This is a genomic window from Flavobacterium sp. FlaQc-28 (genome assembly GCF_044007415.1).
Taxonomy (GTDB): Bacteria; Bacteroidota; Bacteroidia; order Flavobacteriales; family Flavobacteriaceae; genus Flavobacterium.
This window is the reverse complement of sequence record NZ_JBIPCM010000002.1, coordinates 396,483-420,071: the sequence shown is the minus strand read 5'-3', so window position 1 is coordinate 420,071 and position 23,589 is coordinate 396,483. Positions and strand designations below refer to the sequence as shown.

Sequence of the window (23,589 nt, the reverse complement as noted above, 5' to 3'; positions counted from 1 at the left end):
TTTAAAATACAACATTTTAATGGACAAAATTGATATTTCAAGACGTTTTTTTTTCGATTTCTTTCAAAAAATCATTTTACACTAAACATAACTTTTTGATAATCAAATCATAACAAATACATAATTCTTAAAATTGCATTAGTTTATCTGAATAATTAACAGTAATTTTGCACCCTATTTTAAAAACACATATGAATAAATTTGAACAATTAGGATTGAATGAATCGTTACTGAAGGCGATTTTAGATCTAGGATTTGAAAATCCGTCAGAGGTACAGGAAAAGGCGATTCCCCTATTATTGGAAAAAGACACGGATATGGTTGCGTTGGCTCAAACAGGGACAGGGAAAACGGCAGCTTTCGGTTTTCCGCTAATTCAAAAAATTGATGCCGACAACAGAAATACACAAGCATTAGTTTTATCGCCAACACGCGAGCTTTGTTTACAGATTACTAACGAACTTAAAAACTACTCTAAATACGAAAAAGGTATTAATGTGGTAGCAGTTTACGGAGGAGCTAGTATTACAGAGCAGGCAAGAGAAATAAAAAGAGGAGCACAAATTATTGTAGCTACTCCAGGAAGAATGCAAGACATGATTAACAGAGGTTTAGTTAACATTAAAAACATAGATTACTGTGTTCTTGATGAGGCTGACGAAATGTTAAACATGGGATTCTACGAAGATATCGTATCTATTTTATCAGATACTCCAGACGAAAAAAGCACATGGTTGTTCTCTGCAACAATGCCGCAAGAAGTTGCTAGAATTGCAAAACAATTCATGAGCGAGCCTGTAGAAATTACTGTTGGAGCTAAAAACTCTGGTTCGTCTACAGTTTCTCACGAATTTTACTTAGTTAATGCTCGTGATCGTTACGAAGCTCTAAAACGTTTGGCAGATGCTAACCCAGATATTTTCTCTGTGGTTTTCTGTCGTACAAAAAGAGATACTCAAGCTATTGCCGAAAAACTTATCGAGGATGGATACAGCGCGGCTGCATTGCACGGAGATTTATCTCAAGCACAGCGTGATGGTGTAATGAAATCTTTCCGTGGAAGACAAATTCAGATGCTTGTTGCCACTGACGTTGCTGCACGTGGTATTGACGTTGATAACGTAACACACGTTGTAAACTACCAATTACCTGATGAGATCGAAACGTACAACCACCGTTCAGGACGTACTGGTAGAGCTGGAAAATTAGGAACTTCTATTGTAATCGTTACAAAAAGTGAGTTACGTAAAATTTCTTCTATCGAAAGAATCATCAAACAAAAATTCGAAGAAAAAACAATTCCATCTGGAATTGAAATCTGCGAAATTCAATTATTACACTTAGCTAATAAAATTAAAGATACTGAAGTTGATCACGAAATTGACAACTATTTACCAGCAATCAACAATGTTCTTGAAGATTTATCTAAAGAAGAATTGATTAAGAAAATGGTTTCAGTAGAGTTTAATCGTTTTATTGCTTACTACAAAAAGAACAGAGATATTTCATCTCAATCTTCAGGAGAAAGACGTGAAAGAAACGATTCTGAGCCAAGAGAATTCAATAATAATGGAGCAGTTCGTTATTTTGTAAACATTGGCTCAAGAGACAATTTCGACTGGATGTCGCTTAAAGATTACTTGAAAGAAACATTAGACTTAGGTCGTGATGACGTTTTCAAGGTAGATGTAAAAGAAGGTTTCTCTTTCTTTAACACTGATCCTGAGCATACTGATAAAGTAATGGAAGTATTAAACAACGTTCAATTAGAAGGACGTCGTATTAATGTTGAAATCTCTAAAAATGACGGAGGCGGAAGACGTGACCACAATAACCGTGGCGGTGGAAGAAGCTCTGGACCAAGAAGAGAAGGAAACTTTGCTCCAAGACGTGAAGGTTCTGGCGGAGGATTTAGAAGCGATAGAAACTCTGCACCAAGACGTGAAGGCTCTGGCGGAGGATTTAGAAGCGACAGAAACTCAGCTCCAAGAGAAGGCGGTTTCAAAAGAAATGAAGGTGGTTCTGATAGAGCTCCAAGACGTTCTGAAAGCTTTGGTGATTCACCAAGACCAAGAAGACCAAGAAGAGATTAATGATTTAATATCTTAAAATACAAAATCCCAAATTCCAGATATAATTGGAATTTGGGATTTTTTTATGTTCAGAATCTTATTCTCTACAAATGAATTTGTAATCCAAAACAATGTAATTTAATCTTATTATCCTTTTTTATTTAAATACTAAAAGCAACGTTGCTGTCTTTGTTAATTTTCTTATAATTATATTCAAAGACTGCGAAATATTTAATCTCTATTTACTACTTTTAGTGCTTTAAATCAGGATATGAAATATTTCGCAGTTTTCTTTTTCATGCTATTCTCTACCGTTAGTTTTGCGCAGGACATCGAGCCTACAACCCCGCAAAGAGTTTCGGGTTATATTATAAACGACGATAGTAAACAACCTCTTCCAAACGTAAACATCATCAATACCAACAAAGTACGCGGCGCAAAATCTGATGCTAAAGGGTATTTTGAAATTGATGTACAGCCTAATGACACTATTCACTTTTCGCTGCTAGGATTTCAATCTCTTAGAATTAGAGTAACAAATGACTGGATAAAAAACAAAGTGACCCGTATTCAGCTTACCGAAAAAGCAATCGCGCTTGAAGAAGTTATTATCGCTCCTTTTACTTTAACAGGATATCTTGAGGTCGACTCAAAATTAATTCCTACAAAAGAAAATTACCGTTACAGTATTTCTGGTCTTACGCAAGGTTATGAAGCAGGCGAATATTCTCCTAATGCTTTCGGAAAAGTATTAGGTTCTATTTTCAATCCAGCTGACATGCTCTATAATTTCTTTGGGAAAAACGGAAAAGAACTCAAGAAGCTGAAGGACATGAAAAAAGACGATACTATTAGAAACTTGCTAGAAACAAAATACGACCGCGAAACTATTGCTGTACTTTTAGGAATAAGTAAGGATGAAATCCCTGAAATTATGCATCGTTGTAACTATTCAGATGCTTTTATACAAACAGCAAATGACCTTCAAATTTTAGATGCTATCAGCGGCTGTTACGAACAATATAAAGTGCTTAAAAGGAATTAAAATTTTACTCTTACCATAAATACAGAAATCCTCAATTTTAAATTGGGGATTTTTTTATGCTCATTAGGATTTTAAAAAGTTATATTTACTATTAATCAATTAAAACAACTAAAATAAATATCTAATGGCAAAAGGTCAAGATGCTAAAAAAACAGCAAAAAAAGAACCGCTAAAAACGGCTAAAGAAAAGAAAGAAGAAAAGAGAGAAAAGAAAAATGCTCCTAAAAGAGATTAAAAAGAAGTGTTCAGTGAGTAATTCTTATAATGTACAGAATTTAAAAAGTGTTCAGCTTTTTAGTTATCAGAAAACTGAACACTAAAAAGCTGAACACTAAATTACTCTTATTTAACTGGAATATTAGAAAGAATCTCTAATACAAATTTCCAATATTTTTGAGCAGATGAAATACTAGCTCTTTCATCTGGCGAGTGTGCTCCATGAATTGTCGGTCCAAAAGAAATCATATCCATTTCAGGATAATTTGTTCCTAAAATTCCACATTCTAAACCAGCGTGACACGCTACAACTTTTGGTTTTTCACCATTTTGCTTTTCATAAATTTCTTTTAAAACTTCTAAAATTTCCGAATTAACGTTTGGCGTCCATCCAGGATAAGATCCGGAAAGTTCTACCTCACATCCTACTAATTCAAAAGCAGAACGCAAAGAATTAGCCAAATCAAATTTAGAAGATTCAACAGAAGAACGCGTTAAACATCCTACCAATATTTCACCGTCTTTTATGATTACACGAGCAATATTATTTGATGTTTCAACCAAATCAGCCATATCAGCGCTCATTCTATAAACACCGTTATGAGCCGCATAAATCGCTCTAATAATCCCTTCCTGAACACCTAAATCCATTACTTTTTCAGGCAGATCAGTCTTAACAATTTCTATAGATAAGTTGGGTTCAGTTGTTTTATATTCAGCTTTAATATCATTAATGATTTCCTGCATATCAAAAAGATATGCTTCATCAAACATTTCAGAAATAATCACTTTTGCAACACTTTCTCTTGGAATTGCATTTCGAAGACTTCCTCCATTAATTTCTGCAATCTGTAAACCAAAGTTTTCAAAAGCATCAAACAACAAACGATTCATAATCTTATTAGCATTTCCTAATCCTTTATGAATATCCATTCCTGAATGACCTCCGTTTAAACCTTTTACAGTTATTGAGTATCCAACAGAACCTTCTGGAACTTCTTCATCATGATAAGCTCTTGTAGCTGTAACATCAATTCCTCCAGCGCATCCTATATCAATTTCGTCGTCTTCTTCAGTATCCAAATTCAATAAAATTTGACCTTGAAGAATTCCTCCTTTTAGGTTTAATGCTCCTGTCATGCCTGTTTCTTCATCGATTGTAAACAATGCTTCAATTGCAGGATGTGCAATTGTTTTACTTTCTAAAACCGCCATAATTGTAGCAACTCCAAGTCCATTATCTGCACCAAGCGTTGTACCGCGAGCACGAACCCAGTCGCCATCTACATACATATCAATTCCCTGTTTATCAAAATCAAAAACAGTATCTGCATTCTTTTGATGCACCATATCAAGGTGCCCCTGCATTACGATTGCTTTTCGATTTTCCATTCCAGGAGTTGCTGGTTTTCTAATGATTACGTTTCTAATTTCGTCTTCAAAAGTTTCTAAACCTAAGCTGTTTCCAAAGTTTTTCATAAACTCGATTACACGCTCTTCTTTTTTTGATGGACGTGGAACTGCATTTAAATCTGCAAATTTGTTCCAAAGTTCTTTTGGTTCCAGATTTCTTATTTCCTGACTCATTATATTTTGTTTGATGTTTAACAATTAAGATTGTCAAAGTTACAAAGTTTATACTTTTTTTCGCCACGAATTTCACGAATTAGCACTAATTGTATTGAATTAAAATACAATTTCAATAACACTTAAGACTCTTGCGTAATTAGCAAACATTAAGTAATGAAAATTATCGGAATTCGCAGTTAAGTTTTTTTTATCAATCAATATTGTATTTATATTTACGTATTCAAAATTTAAACTGTGAAATCAAAATACATTCTGCCGTTATTTTTACTCTTGCAAATTATTCTTTTAAAAATTCTGCCTTATTTTTCAGATTATGTCGAAGGTTTTTACAGCAACAATTTATTTGTTAGAATTTCGCACTTCTCAAGAACACTTTTAGGAAAAATTCCCTTTTCTATAGGCGATTGCATTTATGCAGTTCTAATACTTTCCGCAATAGTTTGGTTTTGGAAAATAAGAAAAACATGGAGATCAGATTGGAAAGATCATATTTTAACGATTTTGGGTAAAATCTCTATTTTTTATTTTTTCTTTCATCTTTTATGGGCCTTCAATTACTATCGCGAGCCTCTTTTCGCAAAAATGGAAATCAAAAGAGAATATACCGATGCAGATCTTTTAGCTTTTACAAAACGGCTAATAGCTAAAACTAATGAAGTTCAGTATGAAATCACTAAAAACAAAAGTGAAAAAATTGTCTTTCCGTATTCGCAAAAAGAATCTTTTAAAATGATTTTAAACGGTTATAACAATCTCGCACAAGAACATCCTTACTTTAAATACGAAATTCTAAGCGTTAAAAAATCACTTTTCAGTACACCATTAACTTATATGGGTTTCGGCGGTTATTTAAATCCTTTTACTAACGAAGCTCAAATTAATGATTTGCTGCCAATGTATAATTTTCCGCAAACCACAGCTCACGAAATGGCGCACCAGATTGGTTTTGCCAGTGAAAATGAATGTAATTTTATTGGTGTTTTAGCATCTGTTAAAAACAACAATCCTTATTACCAATATGCTGGTTACAGCTTTACATTACATTACTGCTTAAGTATTTGGAAGTATAAAAACGAAAAAATCTTTACTATTCTAAAGAAACAAGTAAATCCTGGGATTTTAAAAAATTATCAGGAAAGTCACGATTTCTGGAAAAAATATGAAACACCAATAGAAGATGGCTTCAGAATATTTTACGATAATTTCCTAAAATCAAACAATCAGAAAGACGGAATGGACAGTTATAGCAAATTTGTAGATTTGATGGTCAATTATTATAAAAAACGAACTTTATAACTTTTACAAAAATAATTTCTGCGAAAAAATGAAAATAATAGATATAAATAATGGTAACTTCCATTTAAGTACTAATGAAATCATTACGAGCAAAGACTCTTACTCAAAAGTTCTTACTTTTGAATCTGTAGACCATACTGAAGATATGGGAAATAGCTATGAATGGATTTATTTTAGAAACATACATATTGATAATTTTTATTTTTTCGTGGCAGTATCTTTTTATAAGAAAAAAATAAAGTCAGTAAATTTTAGTTTTACATTAAAACCTCAAGAAAAAGATTGGGACAATTGGAATGAAAAAGAAGAGTTACAGCTAAAAAAAATGTTTGATCTATGGCTAGATAATAATATTGGAGAAAAAACAAATTTTAATTGGGGTAAGATTAACTCTTATTATGATAAAAGAGAGCAAACCTCAGGAATAAGAATTGAGTATAATTAAAAAGTCATTTTATCTGCAACAAAAAAACATTTTATCTGTAACAAAATAGATTTCAACACTACTAATACTTTTATGACCGAAAACCTAGAACAATCATTTGTTGCGCAATTGCAGGCAAATCAGAATATAATCCACAAAATTTGTCGATTATATACTGCCGGCGAAGATGCACACAAAGATTTGTTTCAGGAAATCACCATTCAGCTCTGGAAAGCGTATCCAAAATTTAGAGGCGACAGTAAATTTTCGACTTGGACCTATCGCGTTGCTTTAAATACAGCAATTACTCTCTATCGCAAAACCAAAAGAACTATATCTACCGTAGATTATGAAAGTCATCAGCATTTTGTAAAAGATGTTGACTACAACTATGAAGAAGAAGAGCAGATTAAATTAATGTACAAAGCTGTTTATCAGCTAAACGATATCGAAAAAGCATTGGTCTTTATGTATCTAGAAGATAAAGACTATCAAGAAATAGCTGAAACTCTAGGAATCAGCGAAGTGAATGCGCGCGTGAAAATGAACAGAATTAAAGGGAAACTTAAAAAAATACTAAATCCTTAAAAATTATTATGAAAGAACTGGATTTACTAAAAAAAGACTGGAAAAAGAACTCGGATTCTTTTGAGCAAATTTCTGAAAAAGAAATCTACAAAATGATTCATAAAAAATCATCTTCTATTGTGAAGTGGATTTTAATTATAAGTATTTTGGAAATTTCTTTTTGGACTTTCTCCAATTTATTTATCAATACCGATGATGTTTTACAAAAAATAAATCATCCAGAAATTGTGGTTGCACTTGAATACTTGACTTATATGAATTATTTAGTGGGATTAATTTTTGTATACATTTTCTATAAAAACTATACAACCATTTCGACCACAGTTGCTACCAAATCTTTAATGAGTACCATTTTAAGAACCAGAAAAACAGTTCAATATTACGTTTGGTACAATTTAGGAATGATTGTAGTTTCTTCTATTTTCAGCTTTTTTATAGGATATGTCTACAATCCAGATATGGCTTTTTTCCAAGAAAAACTTGCTCAAGATGGCAAAGCGATGCTTTTTACGGTTGGAATTTTAGTTTTTGTAATACTTGGTTTCTTTGGATTATTCTGGTGTTTCTACAGATTACTGTACGGAACTCTTTTACGAAGATTGTATTCAAACTACAAGGAGTTGAAGAAAATTGATCTTTAGTTTACAGTAGCAAAGGTACAGAGAAACAAAGGCTCAAAATTTTTTCTTTAAGTAACTGGATTAAGAGACTAAGCTATTTTTTAAACTTGAAACCTGAAACTTGAAACAAAAAAGCTAAAATCTAGTATCCATTTTCTGGAGCCTTATAACTCCATCTTCTCATTTCATTAAGTTCTTCCTCAACTTTAATCTCTTCAGCAGGAATTACTTTTAAAAATGACGGATGTTGCTCGATTGCATATTCAACTTTTTCGACAATTTGTTCGATCGTATCGTTTTCATAATCAATCTCAAGCGGTTCTTTTATGATAAAAGACTGCAGAATATTTTTCTTTTTTAAACGAAGTCCTTTTTTATCAAATGAACGGCGAAATCCATCAATAACAATAGGAACTACAATAGGTTTATGCTGTTTTATAATATGCGCTGTTCCTTTACGAACCGGTTTAAATGACTTTGTTGTTCCTTGCGGAAATGTAATTACCCAACCGTCCTCGAGCGCAATACGAATATTTTCGGTATCGTTTGGGTTAACATCACGTTTTTCAGTAACATCGACACCTTTTGAGCGCCAAGTTCTTTCAACAGTAATTGCCCCAACATAAGCTAAAATTCTTGGCAGTAAACCAGCCTGCATTGTCTCTTTGGCAGCAACATAATACAAATTCATTTTAGGCTGCCATAAATAACCAATGTTCTTAATAGTGTCTTGACGTCCGCTTAAACTTGCGTTAAACACATGAAACATTGCTACAACATCGGCAAAATAAGTTTGGTGATTAGAAATAAACAATACATTATTATCTGGTAATGTTTTAATGATTTCAGATCCTTCAATCTGCAATTCATTAAAACCTCTGTATCTTCGGTGCGTCATAGCTCCCAAGATTCGGATTAACCATTTCTTGATAAATAATATATGTCCGAAAGGATTTCGTTTAAACAATCCCATAACTTTATTTTCTGTTTTTGAGGTTAGGACGCAAACATACAAAAATAAATCGTTTAGCAGTACTTTTAGGTAATTTCAAAAATAAACTACTATAAATATGAATATCAAATTGTTAAATTAAAAACTTCATGATTTATTTTCAAAACCAGTTTTTAAAACATCTCTCAATTCACTTAAAATCATTGCTGTTGCTCCCCAGACAATATGATTTTGAATATTAAATGCGGGAACTAAAACATCATTTGCATAAGAAGTTGATAATGTGGCTTCGATTATAATTTCGTCGCTTAAAAAAACGGATAACGGTAATTCTATAATTGCAGCGACTTCGCGAATATCTGGGTAAAATGATAATTCTTCATGTGAAATTCCTAAAAACGGATGCACTAAAAAATTACTTGGCGGAATATACATTGGTGTAAAATCCTTAATTACATCAATTTTTTCTGGAGCTACACCAATTTCTTCATGCGTTTCTCTTAATGCGGTTTCTCTAAAATCTAAATCTGTGTTTTCATATTTCCCACCGGGAAAAGCAATTTGTGATGAATGTACACCATTATAGGCATTTCTAACAATCAAAACCAAATGCGTTTTATCCTTCTTTGGATACAACAGCATCATAACAGCTGCTATTCTAGGATTCTTTGTCTCTAGATTAATATTTTTTAAAGCTTCAAGACGTTCTTTTGGAGCCATTTTCATGTGTGCTAATTCTGCCGGCAGTTCAATCGGAATTAAATTAGGAACAAATTTCAAAAAGTCTTGAAAATCCATATTCAAAGTTTATTTTTGTATTATTAGATTCTGTTTAGATTTTATATCTCATTTTTTTACTGATTATTTCTCGCTATATTTCGTTAAATTAATAAAAAATAAATTCATTATTCTTTCTAAATTTGCCTCATCTATCAAGAAATAATCTCATAAAAATTCTGATATATAAAATCTAAACAGAATCTCAAATTAAAATATAAATATACTCTAGAAAATGCGGTTCTACAAGTTTTCTAAAGCAAAGCCATAAAAATAAAATGTACAGTAAAGAAGAATCACAAAGAATAAAAAGAGAATTTTGGGTTGCTTTTGCCGAAAAATACCCGAGAAAATGGGTTCTTTATGATACCAAGATAAAAGATTTCTCTTTTAAGTTTTATGTTGACAATAAAAAAGCTCAGGTTTTAATTGATATTGAACAACGAAGTGATGAAAAACGAAATGCTTATTTTGAAAAATTAGAAGCATTAAAAAATATTCTTGATGAAGAATTTATCAAAGATTTAGTTTTTGAAAAAAATTACACTTTAGAAAGCGGTAAAACGATCAGCAGAATCTGGGTCGAAAAAACAGGAGTTGGTTTCAGTAATCGCAATAATTGGGATACTATTTTTGGTTTCTTCAACGAAAACATGCATGCTCTGGAAATGTTTTATCTAGAGTATGATGAGTTTATTAAGGATATTGATGCTTAATAAGGTACTGAGATTCTGAGATGCTAAGGCTCTAAGGTTTTATTATCAAACCTAACAAGTTTTATTAAGAACTTGTTAGGTTTTTTTATACATTAAAAATATTATAAACAATAATATGATCGTCATAATTGATGTAAAGCTGTTTGCGATAATCTTGCTTTTTACGAGTTATTATTGATAATTTACATTCTTTTCCGTCATTGTCTTTGCACATAAAGGAATACACAATGTCAGTATCATTTTCTTCGCGTTCAATATAATCTAATATTTTAAAAAGCTGAATTTCTTGTGAGTACACAACAATCCTGTGTTTGTCTGTGTCTAAAATGACCGAGAGATTTACTAAGTCAAGATTGGACCACTCGCCCCATTTTCCTTTTTCTGTTTTTTCTAACACACTAAAACCCGAAGTTTTAAAATGATAGGATTGACCATGAGCATAATGCAATCCAAAACCTAAAAACAATAATACTAAATAAATGCGTATAGAATTCATATAAATTTCTTGCGGGTAATTAAAACTCAAATGTAGCTTTTTCTTTGCGTGCAGATTCAAAATCGGCTATCATTTCTTGAATAATTTGCTCTACAGGCAAAATTTCGTGAATTAATCCAGCAACCTGTCCAATCTCTAATTCGCCTTCTTCAAGATCTCCTTCAAACATTCCTCTCTTAGCTCTCGCTCTGCCTAATAGCTGAACTAAATCTTCTTTAGATGGACATTTTTCATACAAGTCCTGAACATCTTGATAGAATTTATTTTTCACTAATCGAACAGGAGCTAATTCTTTCAATGTCAATTGAGTTCCTCCCTCTTTTATATTAACTATCGTTTGCTTAAAATTATTGTGAGCAGAAGATTCTATTGAAGCAGCAAAACGACTTCCAACCTGAACACCATCGGCACCCAAAATCATTGCCGCAAGCATTCCTCTTCCAGTTGCAATTCCGCCGGCGGCGATAATAGGAATCTGCACTTTTTCTTTCACCATTGGAATCAAAGTCAACGTTGTCGTTTCTTCACGTCCATTATGACCTCCAGCTTCAAAACCTTCAGCAACAATAGCATCAACACCGGCCTCTTGGGCTTTTAAAGCAAAAACACTGCTGCTTACTACATGAACTACAGTAATTCCTTTTTCTTTTAAAAATGAAGTCCATGTTTTAGGATTTCCAGCAGAAGTAAAAACGATTTTAACGCCTTCTTCGACCACAATATTCATTATATCTTCAATATTAGGATATAACATCGGAATATTAACTCCAAAAGGTTTGTCTGTGGCTTTTTTACATTTTTGAATATGTTCTCTTAAAACTTCAGGATACATTGATCCAGCTCCAATTAAACCTAATCCGCCAGAATTACTAACAGCCGAAGCCAGTTTGTAACCGCTGTTCCAGATCATGCCGCCTTGTATTATTGGATATTTTATATTGAAGAGTTTGGTAATTTTGTTCATGCAGATTGGGCTGTTATTGTTTGATTATTTTTCCTGTTTTATGCAAACCTTCACTATCAAAAGTATAAAAGTAAAGTCCGCTGGTTAGAGTTTCTACAGAAAGTAATGGGTTTTGACTTGTGATTTCTTTTTCTATCACTTTTTGCCCCAAAATAGAATAAATCGCTACTGATGCTTTAGGATTATCAAAAGAAAATGAAATATTGGTTTGAACTGGATTTGGATAAACCAAAAAATCGGCAGCAGATTGAAACGTTTCTACACCTAAGGTTGAGCCAAAATTTGGAATTCCGTACCCATAATTATTATCAGGACTAGTATAGCGATCTGCAGACTGCAGGATCATTTGTCTAATTTCTTTGTTCGTTTTTGATGGAAAGGCCTGCCATAAACAAGCTGCCATTCCTGCCATTATTGGACAAGCAAAAGAAGTTCCGTTTGTCGTTCCAATATTTCCTGCTGCATTAGAAACAACTGCTGCAACACCTTGTGCCATGACATCCGGCTTAATTCGATTATCAAAACTTGGCCCGATCGAACTTGAACCAGCTTTCACTTTTGAAGCATTAACAGAACCTATGGTAATAACCGAAACCGCATCTGCGGGCCCGCCAATATGTGGCTCTGCAGTTGTTCCTTCATTTCCCGCTGCAGCCACTACAATCATTCCCTTACTAAAAGCTATTTCAGCACCTCTTGAAATAAAATTTGTTGTGCCATTCATATCGCTGTAGGTATGACTATAACTAGGCTCGTCATATCCAAAATATCCTAATGAGGTTGTAATAATATCAGCTCCAAAAGCATCTGCCTGCTCTGCCGCTTCAACCCAATATGATTCTTCAACAGGATTTTCACTGGCATTATCTTCTGTAATAAACAAATAATAAAAAGCATCTGGCGCAGTTCCCACCAAAGAATTTTCCGTATAACCACCCATTGTAGATAAAACTGAGGTTCCATGACTGTTGCCAGAATAAAAATCAGCACTTCTATTTACATAGTCATAACCACCTAAAATCAAATTATTATCTCTTAATCTCTTAAAAGGCTGCGCTGTATTTACTCCTGGGAAACCTCCGTCTAAAACAGCAATTACTTTACCAGAACCCGTATAGTTTTGTTGATGCAGCACCTGTCCGTTCAACATTTGAATTTGATTTGCTGAATTCCCGTAAGCGTAATCGATTGTAGTATTAAGCTTTTCTTTTGTTTTTGCCGCAGCATGAACAGCTGCTGGTTTTGCTGTTGTATTCAAGGCTTTATTAGCAAAAACTATTTTTTCAATAAAAGCAAAGGATTTTAATGTTGTAATATTGGCTTGCGTACCTCTAATATGAACTGCATTGAGCCATTTTGACTGAGCCATTACAGAAATCCCCGTGCTTGCCTTAATCTGATTTACATAGGTTATTTCAATAGGAGCATCTGAAATATTTAAGGCAATATTTTGTTTTGTACGACGGTCTAAAGCTCGTTGTGATAATGTTTGCGATGGATTATTAAAAAAGTCCTGTGAGTTTGGTTTTCCAGTAAAATAAACCCATGCATCCTCCCCCTGAGCAAATGTCAAAGTAGAAACAAATACTAAAAGAAAAGTAAAACAATGTCTCATAAATACTTTTTTAAAAGGAAAACCCCGTAAAAAAGTATAAAGCTAAGAAATTACTCCCGAACCAACTAATTCATTTTCCAAATACCAAGCTGCAAACTGACCTTCGGTAATCGCAGATTGAGGCTCTTCAAAACGAACATACATTCCATCTTCAAACTGATGTAAAATAGCTTTTTGCAAAGGCTGACGGTAACGAATTCTAGCCATTACTTCCATAGTTTCACCAACTTTTAAAGTCAAATCTGTGCGGATCCAGTGTATCTCTGATTTTTCGACAAATAAAGCTTTTTTAAACAAACCTGGATGATTGCTTGTTAATCCTGTATAAATAGTATTAGTATCAACATCAGTCGCAATAACAAACAAAGGATCTGTGGTACCTCCAACATTTAAACCTTTTCGTTGTCCGTTAGTAAAATAATGCGCTCCTTGATGATTGCCCATTATTTTCCCCATTGTTGGAAGATATTGCGGTTTTTGAGCGTCTAACTTCAATTCCTCTTCAATTGATAAACCAGCTGGTTTTTCGATATTGTAAATTGGATCGTTTTTATCGATCTGAACAATTTTACCTTCTTTTGGCTGTAATTTTTGCTGTAAAAATTCTGGCAGACGTACTTTCCCAATAAAGCATAATCCTTGCGAATCTTTCTTTTCGGCTGTAACCAATTCCATTTCAGCAGCAATTTCACGAACTTCTGGTTTAGTTAAAGCTCCAATTGGAAACAAAGCTTTTGATAATTGTTCTTGCGATAATTGACATAAAAAGTAAGATTGATCTTTGTTAACATCATTTCCGGCAACTAATTGATATAACATTTTTCCATCCACTTCAATTTCACTTTTTTGGCAATAATGTCCAGTTGCAACATAATCTGCACCAAGACTTAATGCAATTTTCATAAACACATCAAATTTGATTTCGCGGTTACAAAGCACATCAGGATTTGGAGTTCTTCCTTTTTCATATTCATTGAACATATAGTCAACGATTTTTTCTTTGTATTGCTCGCTTAAATCAACAGTTTGAAACGGTATGCCAAGTTTTTCAGCAACTAATAAAGCATCATTACTATCTTCTAACCAAGGACATTCGTTAGAAATAGTAACTGAATCATCGTGCCAATTTTTCATAAAAAGCCCAATAACTTCGTATCCTTGCTGCTGTAACAAATAAGCCGCAACACTAGAATCTACTCCACCTGAAAGACCAACAACTACTCGTTTCATTTTAAAATGTTTATATTTTACAAGGGTGCAAAGGTAAGCCAAATTATAGATAATTGCAGTAGTTTTAATTGGTTTATATAATCCTGCGGTAGATAAAACTTATTGTTTAACTAGTTGGGTGTAATTATAAAAAATAATCTAACACATAGAAACATAGATATTATATCTAAAAAAGAAGACAAAAAGAAACACATTTCTTTCGCATAGCGCTGCTATGTGCATTTAAAAAAAGTGAAACGCCTAATTTTTGACAGCAAAAGCTATGTTTCTATGCGTTTGAAATAATTGCACCCAACAGATTAATTAATTACTTTTATTATTCAATAAATCGTAATGCAAAAATACATTTACACTCTGTTATTCTATTTTGTTTTGATGTTTTTAAATGCTCAAAAGCATTCATCAACGCTGCCAGATTATGAAGCCTTTAAGGCATTTAGAGGAAAACCTTTGTCTGATAAATTTTCGAATATAGAATCTGTAAAAGTAATATATGATTTAAGAAAACAGAAAATGTATTATTTCAACAGTACATTGATTCCGCTTCATTATGATTTCGCACTAAATTATCTGCATTACAATAAAGATTTAGAAGTTTTTAATAATGAAAACTACAGCAATACTCAAAAAGACCGCGATTTTTTACTCGGAAATTTAAACCATATTAAAGGAACGGATAAATGGATTTTTGAACTCGCTGCTTCAGATCATATGCCGATCCCGCTTATAGAACGTTTCTTTAATCTTGTGACAAATTCAACTTTTATTGGAAAAAATTTAAAATTCTATTTGAACAATCCTGAGCAAATGGAATGGTTTCAGCAGAATAAGTTTAAAATCTCCTGTGTAAAATCAGATTATATTTTTAATGAACTTACCTACCAAGAAGTGGTTTCTGGAAGTAATATTGGTATCCTAAAACAATACAAAATAAAGGATTTAGAAAGCCGAAAACCAAATTCAAACGAAATTGTAATTTTAGATGGTACACCAGATGTTTTGCCTAATGTAAGAGGAATTATTGTAAATGAACTGCAAACACCATTAAGCCATTTAGTTCTTTTAGGAAAAAACCGAAAAATCCCTATTATGGCTTATACTAAGGTTTTTAAAGATACAAACATCAACAAACTGCTTTCTAAAAAAGTGGAATTAAAAATTGAGGTTGATACTTTTTTTATCAAAGAAACAGATAAAAAAATAGTCGAAAAGGTAAATTCTAAAAAAAAGAAACTTACTATTGACAACACCGTTACTGATCTCGTTGATTTATCTAAAATCCCAAAAAAGGGAGTAAATTATATTGGATCAAAAGCTCAAAACATGGCTTATTTAATTGCTGTTTCGAAAGAAATACCATTTAGAACACCCGAAAATGCACATGCAATTCCGTTTTATTTTTATACGAAACACCTTCAAAAAGAGTCAATTTCGCCATTAATCAGTGAACTTTTAACTTCCACAAAGAAAGATTCAGCGGTTTGGGTCAACAAACAGTTGAAAAAAATTAGGGATGCCATCAAAAAAGAGCCTGTTGATCCTGTATTAATCGCAAAACTAAATGAAACATTTAAAAATGCTCAATTCAAAAACTTTAGATTTCGCTCCTCAACTAATGCCGAAGATCTTGATGATTTTAATGGTGCAGGATTATACGATTCTAAAACAGGAATTTTAGGCGACAGCATTAAAACTTTCGAAAAAGCCATTAAGCAAGTATGGGCCAGCGTTTGGAACGAGGCTTCGTATAACGAAAGAGAACTTTTTGGAATCGATCAGCATAATATTGCAATGGGAGTTTTAGTACACCGTTCTTTTCCCGATGAATTAGCCAATGGCGTTATCATTACAAAAAACATCTTTAGAGAGAACTTTCCAGGTATTACGGTCAATATTCAAAAAGGAGAAAACTCTGTTGTAAAACCCGAAAAAGGCGAAATCTGCGAACAATTTGTCGCTTATCATTTTAATTCTGGAACTAATGATGACGATTTTGATATTGATTATACTTCAATTTCAAATTTAAACAATAACGAGCCTTTACTGAGCCGAAAAGAAATGAGCCGACTTTTTCTTGTGAGCAGTAAAATTGAAGAAAAAATGTATCGTTATTGGCGAAAAAACACCTATCATCCAGTTGATATCGAATTTAAAATTGTGGGAGAAAACAGAGATCTTTATATCAAACAAGTTAGACCGTTTAATGAATAATCAATAAAAAACCAGCAGATCAATTTCATTTGAAACGGTATTGACCAAAACAATTTTAAAGTCAAAATCTTCAAGATTAATTTTTTCTTGAATTGCTTTTCTGATGTTTCCGTTTTCTAAAGAAAAATCACTTATCAATGGAATTTTTATATCGACTGTATTCAAATATTTTGACGCTTTTTTATTGACTATCATCGAGGCTGCAATATAAAAACCGATTATGATGATTTGGAAAAATAAAAGAATCTCAATTTTTTCAAAAGGATACATAATATCTAAAATCGAAAGTGTAATAGTGGCAAAAAGAAAAATTATAGCATTTACAGTAAAAGACTGTGTTCTAAACCTAAGAATAGAAAAAATAGCAAACAAGCCAAACCCTATTCCAACACCAATTTCTATTTTAGTAAACAAATAACAAAGTGAAAAGGTACAAAGACCAACTATAACCATCAATGGATTTATGGTTTCATTATCTTTTCTGTTAGAGAAAAAATACAAAAGCAGAATTGAAAAAAACAATAATAAAAATCTTCCAATAAGTTCGTTTAAATCCATTTACTCAAAGTATTAACAAACCAAATTTAGAAAAAAGATTGCCACGAATTTCACGAATTTTCACTAATTATCTTTTTACTCTTTATAAAAAAAACTCACAGCAAAAAAAACTGCCCTTTAGCGGGCAGTAAATTCTTTATTCTTTTATTGGTTTTGAGTCTGCTTGATAACTGCTTTTAGGATCACTCATGTTTACTTCTTTCAACAACTTTCCGTTAATATAGAACTGCCACATTCCGGCTTTTTTACCATTTACAAACTTCCCTTTTGAAGCTACTGCTCCATCAGAATCATAAAAAACAGCATCTCCGTTATACAAATTATCTTTATAAGTCGTTTGCTCTAGAAGCTTTCCGTTTTGCCCGTATTTTTTATAAACTCCATCTTTGCCCCCATTCTTATAGGTCATTTCTTCGGCAATTTTAGAATCTGGATAATAAATAAATTTCATCCCTTCCAATTTCCCATTTTTGTAGTTTTCTAGCATCATAACTATTTTAGAAGCTTTATGATAATACTTCCATTCGCCTTCATGCGCTTTTCCCACTTCTTTGCCTTCGCTTACTTTATTTTTATTCTGATCAAAAAATGTAGTATACGAACTTCCATCATTTGCAGTAAAGTCACGTGTTGCAATAACATCGCCTTTTTTGGTATCATCAAAAAATTTAAAAACACCAGTCTCTTTTCCGTGACTGAATGTTCCTTCATAACGAGGACGTTTAGAAACTTCATAAACTCCTTTCCAAACTCCATCTTTCTTACCGTTTACATCATTTTTATTAAAATCTTGTGCAGATAAAAAACAGGTGCTTAAGAAAAGTAATCCTACTATTATTTTTTTATAAATCATATTGTAATCAATTTTAAACTTTAACGAAAATGAGGTTCATAAAGTATAGCATAGATATAAAAAAATCTCGACTGAATCGAGATTTTTTTTATTTTCTTATTTCTTTTTATTTTGAGCTTTTGCAGCTTCTTGCTGTTCCATTACATCTTGAAGACGCTGTTGAAACTTACTTGGTTTCTTTGGCTCTCTCAATTTGTTTTCTTGAATTTGAGCGTGAATTTTATCACTGTCAACAATGTAGTTTTTAATTACAAACATAATTCCTATTGTAATTAAGTTAGAGATAAAGTTGTATAAACTTAAACCAGCACCATAGCTATTGAAGAAAATTAACATCATTAATGGCGAAACATAAATCATGATTTTCATCATTTTTGCCATGTCTGGCATACCTTCCTGCTGAGGCGCTGCCATTTGTTGATCTCCTGAAGTCATTTTCATATAAAAGAAAATTGCAATTGCCGCCAAAATTGGGAACAAACTAATATGATCACCATACAATGGAATATGAAAAGGCAACTTTGCAATTGCATCAAAAGATGATAAATCATCTGCCCAAAGGAAACCTTTTTGTCTCAACTCAAAAGCTGATGGGAAGAACTGGAATGATGCATACATAAATGGAAGCTGAATCAATGCCGGAATACATCCTGCCATTGGATTAACCCCTGCTTTATTGTAAAGTTTCATTGTTTCTTGTTGTTTCTTCATTGGGTCTTTTTTGAACTTTTCTCCCAACTCTGTAATCTCTGGACGTAAAACTTTCATTTTAGCCTGCGACAAGAATGACTTATAAGTAATTGGCGACATAGCCAATTTAATAATTATTGTAAAAATGATAATAGCAATTCCTAAAGACAATCCAACTGTTGAACTCAAGAATCCAAATAATGGAATAAAAATAAGTCTATTAATCCAACCGAAAATTCCCCAACCTAAAGGAATAATTTTTTCAAAATTTTTATCGTACGATTTTAATACTTTGTAATCTGCTGGTCCAAAATACCAACTCATTTTATAATCAACTTCACCATTAGAAAACGCCAAAGGCACATTGGTTTTAAATTGTTTAGTAAAAACAGTATCGATTTTTTCATCATTTACCAAATTAGTAGACTCTAATTTAGAAGTTGCAAATGGTTTTTCAGTTAACAAAATAGATGTGAAAAAGTGTTGTTTGTAAGCTATAAAACTTACTTTTTCAACAGTTTCTTCTTCATGTTTACCTAAACCTGCATAATTTATCTTACCATCTTCATGCTCATAATAAATTTCAGCATAACGGTTTTCATAAGAAATACTCTTTTCGTTTCTATATGTCTTTAAATCCCATTCTAAATCCAATGGCTTAGAAGAATTTAAAACTCTATTTAATCCTTGAGAACGGATATCAAAACCAACTAAATAATCGTTTGGTTTTAATACATATTTATACTCTAAGAATTCATTAGCTCCCGCTTTCAAACGCATTGACAAAACCTGATCTGCACCAATTTTTTCTAAAGTTGGTTCAAAAAACAAATCTTTAGAATTTAAAGTTCTATTATCAATCGTTTGTAACTTAATATTTAAACTAGCATTATTATCTTTAATTAATTCAACTAATTGTCCTGAATTTTTCTCAAATTTTTTGAATTCTTTAAGAGTAGCTTCAACTATATAACCACCCTTATTAGCGATTTTAAGTTTAATCTTTTCGTTTTCGATTGTTGTAAAAGACTCTTTTGCAGAAGGAAGCGTAGCAGAATATGCGAAACCACCTAATGTTTTTTGCAATTGCGCTAATTGTACAGTATCACCAGGAGTTGCAGCAGCAGTTGATGCAACAGCAGTTTTTGCTTTATCAGCCTGAGCTTGAGCTTCTTGTTTAGCAACTAATTCTTTCTTGGCTTTTTCAGCAGCAATTTCTTTCTCAGAAGGCTGATTTTGATACATTATCCAAATCAAAATTCCGAATATCAATACAAAACCAATGATTGAATTAAGGTCTAATTTTTTTTCTTCCATTATAATTTAAAAAAGTTATTCGTTGAATTAGTAATGAGTTTAACTCAAAAGTTACATCTTCTAGAATATTAATTATTATTTTTTATGCGCATTTACTGCAGCTGCCACAAAGTTTACAAAAATTGGATGTGGGTTTGCAACTGTACTTTTGTATTCTGGATGGTATTGAACACCAATAAAGAATGGGTGATTTTCAAGCTCTACAATCTCTACTAATCCTGTATCAGGATTAACTCCAGAAGCTTTCAAACCTGCTTTTTGCAATTCATCTGCATATTTGTTATTGTACTCATAACGGTGACGGTGACGCTCTGAAATTGTTGTTTCACCATATATTTTATGTGCTAAAGTATTTGGTTTAATATCACATTTCCAAGCTCCAAGACGCATTGTACCGCCTTTGTCTGTAACCGTTTTCTGCTCTTCCATTAAATTCACAACTGGATGAGCCGTTTTTTCGTTCATCTCTGTTGAGTTGGCATCAGCATAACCTAAAATATTTCTAGAATACTCAATAACAGACATCTGCATTCCTAAACAAATTCCGAAAAACGGAATGTTATTTTCACGTGCGTAACGAACTGCTTCAATTTTTCCTTCAATACCTCTTTCTCCAAATCCTGGAGCAACTAAAACTCCATCAAGAGTTCCTAATTTCTCCTCGATATTATCAGCATTGATATGCTCTGAGTGAATAGAAATTACATTTACTTTGGTTTCATTTGCAGCTCCTGCATGAATAAACGCCTCTAAAATAGATTTGTAACAATCCTGCATTTCTACATATTTTCCAATCAAACCAATATTAACGGTATGTTTTGGATTTTTTAATCTGCGTAAAAAAGTATTCCAGTTTTTAAGATCTGGAGATGCTTTTTTAGGTAAATCTAATTTTTTCAAAGCCACAACATCTAACCCTTCTTCAAGCATTAAATTTGGAACTTCGTATATCGTTGAAGCATCGATCGATTGAATTACTGCTTCTTTTTTAACATTGCAAAATAAAGCTAGTTTTTGACGTAATTCCTGAGACAATTCGTGCTCAGTTCTACATACTAAAATATCAGCTTTAATACCGCTTTCCATCAATGTTTTTACAGAGTGCTGTGTTGGTTTTGTTTTCAACTCACCTGCAGCAGCCAAATAAGGAACTAATGTTAAATGAATAACAATTCCGTTATTTTCACCTAATTCCCAAACTAATTGACGAACAGATTCTATATAAGGTAAAGATTCAATATCACCTACAGTTCCACCAATTTCAGTAATAACAATATCGTAATCGCCAGATTTACCCAGCAATTGCATTCTGTCTTTGATTTCGTTTGTAATATGAGGAACAACTTGAACCGTTTTTCCTAAAAACTCTCCTCTTCTTTCTTTTTCAATTACTGAAAGATAAACTCTTCCTGTAGTTACGTTATTTGCCTGAGAAGTAGGAACATTCAAGAAACGTTCGTAGTGACCTAAATCTAAATCTGTTTCAGCTCCATCATCAGTTACATAACATTCTCCATGCTCATACGGATTCAAAGTACCTGGATCCACGTTAATATACGGGTCAAATTTTTGAATTGTTGTACGATATCCTCTTCCTTGTAACAATTTTGCTAAAGATGCCGCGATAATACCTTTTCCTAATGAAGAAGTCACACCTCCTGTAACAAAAATATATTTTGTTTGATTCATTCTGTTGTTGTTTGTATGTAGTTGTGTAAAAAACTTGGCAAAAGTACAAATTTAATTGGATAATTTAGCTGTAAGGTTTTTAGATTTTTAGAGTTCTTGCATTTTAAATATCTTTTTTAACATCAATTTTTATAAAACAAAACATTTTCAAAAGATTATATGAGAATTTACATCTAATGACTTGAAAACCCAGCATTAAATTTTATAATTTAATGTTAGTTTCAGGTTTCTCTACTATGATAAGAATCAGAAGAAAATAGCTTTTTATCAAAAACTATAGTTAAGCGGAGTCTAATTTTTTGAATTCCTTATAAACAAATCACCTTAGCGATATCCATGTTTTAGAAATCAATACTTTATATATATTGTTCCATCGGGACTTACAATACATAAAAAAATGAGTATCTCGTAAAAATAGTTGAATTTAGAATGTAACTGGAAGCGTCCACTTTTCCCATAAATCAACATTTAGTCCATTATTTTTAGCTGAAACATATACAACCATATTATTTAAAATAGAATCAATTTCCTTTCTAACAACTTCCCTTTTTTTCTCTTCAAAAACTCTAAGAACTTTTATATCTAAAAAATTATCTTTACTTATTGTAAACTGAATATATATTTGTCCTTTTAGGTTCTCACACAAGATTTTAGAACCTCTAAATTTTCTTCTTAAAAGATCGATATATCTTCGATTAATACCATTCTTTTCAAAAAGCAAATATTCTTCCTCTTTATAAATAAACTTAGGTTTTTCTTCAACATCTTCGATCGACATTATCTCTCCATTTCTAAAATTAGGACAGTTTTCTTTAATTACTTTTAATGCTTCTCCATCATTTAGCAAATAAGCTTGATAGAAATGCTCACAGGCATTGTCCTTTTCTTCTAATTTTAGTTCTGAAACTGCAAGATTGAACCAACAATGTTTATTTTTCATGTCAAGATTTACTGCTTTTATATAGATTTCTTTTGCTAATAAAAAGTCATTTTCGACAAAAGCTTTTTCTCCATCCATCAGCAATTGATTAACGTTAACCGCTTGTGAAATACAAATTTGAGTAAAAAGTAGAAAAACAGACATTATAATTCTGCTCTTAAAGAAGTATTGAAATAAAAATAAAAAATATGTTAGAAATTGTTTCTTGTACCCCCAAGTTATAGTTGAGACAGAGGTAAATTTTAGCATAAAAAAAATATTATAATTTAAAAACACTGACTTGTACACATTTATGAATTCAGACTTGAATTCTGTGGTATCATTTTGTTTTTGAAAATTATAATATTCTGTATTTCAAACTTATATAAAAAAAATCAAACTACCAAAGATTTTTCTTACTATTTAATTCGGCTTAGGATACTGCTTCTTAATATTTCGAATTAACTCTTCCAATCCATTTAGTTTTAATTCATAGATCAACTGAAGCTGCTGCCCTAGCTCTCCTTTAGGAAATCCTTTGTTATGATACCAAACCACATAATATTCAGGTAAATCTATTAAAAAACGGCCTTCGTATTTTCCGAAAGGCATTTTGGTATGCGCTAATTTTATGAGCTGTTTTTTGTCTTGTTCCATAGTTTAGAAGAAAAAAGAAGCAAGAAGAAAGAATTGATCTTTCTTCTTGCTTCAATTATATGCAAAGCTATTATTATTTTTTACTATTTCACTA

Annotated in this window: 21 protein-coding genes; 8 read left to right on the top strand and 13 right to left on the bottom strand. The window is 32.1% G+C overall.

The annotated features are described in order from the left end of the window. Positions 1–191: 191 nt before the first annotated feature. On the top strand, positions 192–2,093 hold the full coding sequence (locus ACHRVL_RS07660; protein ID WP_395411610.1) for a DEAD/DEAH box helicase: 1,902 nt from the start codon (positions 192–194) through the stop codon (positions 2,091–2,093). Between the two features lie 250 nt (positions 2,094–2,343). Then, positions 2,344–3,117 (top strand): carboxypeptidase-like regulatory domain-containing protein, encoded by a 774-nt coding sequence (locus tag ACHRVL_RS07655; RefSeq protein ID WP_089055103.1) that lies wholly within the window; start codon positions 2,344–2,346, stop codon positions 3,115–3,117. A 342-nt stretch (positions 3,118–3,459) separates the two neighbouring features. On the opposite strand, the gene ACHRVL_RS07650 is transcribed toward ACHRVL_RS07655, so the two are convergent. Then, the gene (locus ACHRVL_RS07650) at positions 3,460–4,920 is read right to left on the bottom strand and encodes an aminoacyl-histidine dipeptidase (protein WP_395411608.1); all 1,461 of its coding nucleotides are present in this window, start codon (positions 4,918–4,920) and stop codon (positions 3,460–3,462) included. Between the two features lie 237 nt (positions 4,921–5,157). On the opposite strand from ACHRVL_RS07650, the gene ACHRVL_RS07645 reads away from it, so the two are divergent. The 4 genes from ACHRVL_RS07645 (at position 5,158) to ACHRVL_RS07630 (ending at position 7,872) form a co-directional block, all read left to right on the top strand. Next, positions 5,158–6,219 carry a DUF3810 domain-containing protein gene (locus ACHRVL_RS07645; protein ID WP_395411607.1) on the top strand — a complete coding sequence of 354 codons (1,062 nt, stop codon included), beginning with the start codon at positions 5,158–5,160 and terminating at the stop codon, positions 6,217–6,219. A 28-nt stretch (positions 6,220–6,247) separates the two neighbouring features. Beyond that, positions 6,248–6,664 (top strand): hypothetical protein, encoded by a 417-nt coding sequence (locus ACHRVL_RS07640; protein WP_395411604.1) that lies wholly within the window; start codon positions 6,248–6,250, stop codon positions 6,662–6,664. 72 nt (positions 6,665–6,736) lie between these two features. Next, complete coding sequence (locus ACHRVL_RS07635) at positions 6,737–7,231, top strand: RNA polymerase sigma factor (protein ID WP_089055107.1); 495 nt, start codon at positions 6,737–6,739, stop codon at positions 7,229–7,231. 8 nt (positions 7,232–7,239) lie between these two features. Continuing rightward, a complete protein-coding gene (locus ACHRVL_RS07630) occupies positions 7,240–7,872 on the top strand; it encodes a hypothetical protein (protein ID WP_395411603.1) in 633 nt (210 codons plus the stop codon). 121 nt (positions 7,873–7,993) lie between these two features. On the opposite strand, the gene ACHRVL_RS07625 is transcribed toward ACHRVL_RS07630, so the two are convergent. Both ACHRVL_RS07625 and ACHRVL_RS07620 read right to left on the bottom strand, forming a co-directional pair. Further along, the gene (locus ACHRVL_RS07625) at positions 7,994–8,824 is read right to left on the bottom strand and encodes a 1-acyl-sn-glycerol-3-phosphate acyltransferase (protein WP_089055109.1); all 831 of its coding nucleotides are present in this window, start codon (positions 8,822–8,824) and stop codon (positions 7,994–7,996) included. A 126-nt stretch (positions 8,825–8,950) separates the two neighbouring features. Beyond that, positions 8,951–9,601 carry an NUDIX hydrolase gene (locus tag ACHRVL_RS07620; protein ID WP_395411601.1) on the bottom strand — a complete coding sequence of 217 codons (651 nt, stop codon included), beginning with the start codon at positions 9,599–9,601 and terminating at the stop codon, positions 8,951–8,953. A 257-nt stretch (positions 9,602–9,858) separates the two neighbouring features. Between ACHRVL_RS07620 and ACHRVL_RS07615 the strand changes: the two genes are divergently transcribed. Beyond that, on the top strand, positions 9,859–10,296 hold the full coding sequence (locus ACHRVL_RS07615) for a DUF4268 domain-containing protein (RefSeq protein WP_395411599.1): 438 nt from the start codon (positions 9,859–9,861) through the stop codon (positions 10,294–10,296). An 85-nt stretch (positions 10,297–10,381) separates the two neighbouring features. Here ACHRVL_RS07615 and ACHRVL_RS07610 read toward each other — a convergent pair whose 3' ends face one another. From ACHRVL_RS07610 to mnmA, 4 genes are read right to left on the bottom strand one after another with little or no spacing between them, the layout of a single operon-like run. Further along, positions 10,382–10,792 carry a hypothetical protein gene (locus ACHRVL_RS07610; protein ID WP_395411597.1) on the bottom strand — a complete coding sequence of 137 codons (411 nt, stop codon included), beginning with the start codon at positions 10,790–10,792 and terminating at the stop codon, positions 10,382–10,384. A gap of 19 nt (positions 10,793–10,811) precedes the next feature. Further along, positions 10,812–11,756 carry an NAD(P)H-dependent flavin oxidoreductase gene (locus ACHRVL_RS07605; RefSeq protein ID WP_395411595.1) on the bottom strand — a complete coding sequence of 315 codons (945 nt, stop codon included), beginning with the start codon at positions 11,754–11,756 and terminating at the stop codon, positions 10,812–10,814. 13 nt (positions 11,757–11,769) lie between these two features. Beyond that, a complete protein-coding gene (locus ACHRVL_RS07600; protein ID WP_395411593.1) occupies positions 11,770–13,371 on the bottom strand; it encodes a S8 family serine peptidase in 1,602 nt (533 codons plus the stop codon). 42 nt (positions 13,372–13,413) lie between these two features. After that, on the bottom strand, positions 13,414–14,601 hold the full coding sequence (mnmA, locus tag ACHRVL_RS07595; RefSeq protein WP_395411591.1) for a tRNA 2-thiouridine(34) synthase MnmA: 1,188 nt from the start codon (positions 14,599–14,601) through the stop codon (positions 13,414–13,416). 333 nt (positions 14,602–14,934) lie between these two features. Here mnmA and ACHRVL_RS07590 point away from each other — a divergent pair, with 333 nt between their 5' ends. Next, positions 14,935–16,812, top strand: a complete 1,878-nt coding sequence (locus ACHRVL_RS07590; protein WP_395411590.1) for a PEP/pyruvate-binding domain-containing protein — start codon at positions 14,935–14,937, stop codon at positions 16,810–16,812. Here the strand turns inward: ACHRVL_RS07590 and ACHRVL_RS07585 are convergent, their stop codons facing one another. The 6 genes from ACHRVL_RS07585 to ACHRVL_RS07560 form a co-directional block, all read right to left on the bottom strand. Beyond that, a complete protein-coding gene (locus ACHRVL_RS07585; RefSeq protein WP_395411589.1) occupies positions 16,813–17,370 on the bottom strand; it encodes a DUF4956 domain-containing protein in 558 nt (185 codons plus the stop codon). Between the two features lie 136 nt (positions 17,371–17,506). Continuing rightward, positions 17,507–18,223 carry a toxin-antitoxin system YwqK family antitoxin gene (locus ACHRVL_RS07580; RefSeq protein WP_395411587.1) on the bottom strand — a complete coding sequence of 239 codons (717 nt, stop codon included), beginning with the start codon at positions 18,221–18,223 and terminating at the stop codon, positions 17,507–17,509. A 96-nt stretch (positions 18,224–18,319) separates the two neighbouring features. Continuing rightward, positions 18,320–20,230: a membrane protein insertase YidC gene (gene yidC, locus ACHRVL_RS07575; protein WP_395411585.1), complete on the bottom strand. Its 1,911-nt coding sequence runs from the start codon at positions 20,228–20,230 to the stop codon at positions 18,320–18,322. A gap of 75 nt (positions 20,231–20,305) precedes the next feature. Further along, positions 20,306–21,919, bottom strand: coding sequence for a CTP synthase (locus ACHRVL_RS07570; RefSeq protein ID WP_089055120.1), 1,614 nt, complete (start codon positions 21,917–21,919; stop codon positions 20,306–20,308). 424 nt (positions 21,920–22,343) lie between these two features. Further along, on the bottom strand, positions 22,344–23,003 hold the full coding sequence (locus ACHRVL_RS07565; protein ID WP_395411583.1) for a tetratricopeptide repeat protein: 660 nt from the start codon (positions 23,001–23,003) through the stop codon (positions 22,344–22,346). A 258-nt stretch (positions 23,004–23,261) separates the two neighbouring features. After that, positions 23,262–23,495 carry a DUF3820 family protein gene (locus ACHRVL_RS07560; RefSeq protein WP_278009233.1) on the bottom strand — a complete coding sequence of 78 codons (234 nt, stop codon included), beginning with the start codon at positions 23,493–23,495 and terminating at the stop codon, positions 23,262–23,264. Positions 23,496–23,589 lie beyond the last annotated feature (94 nt).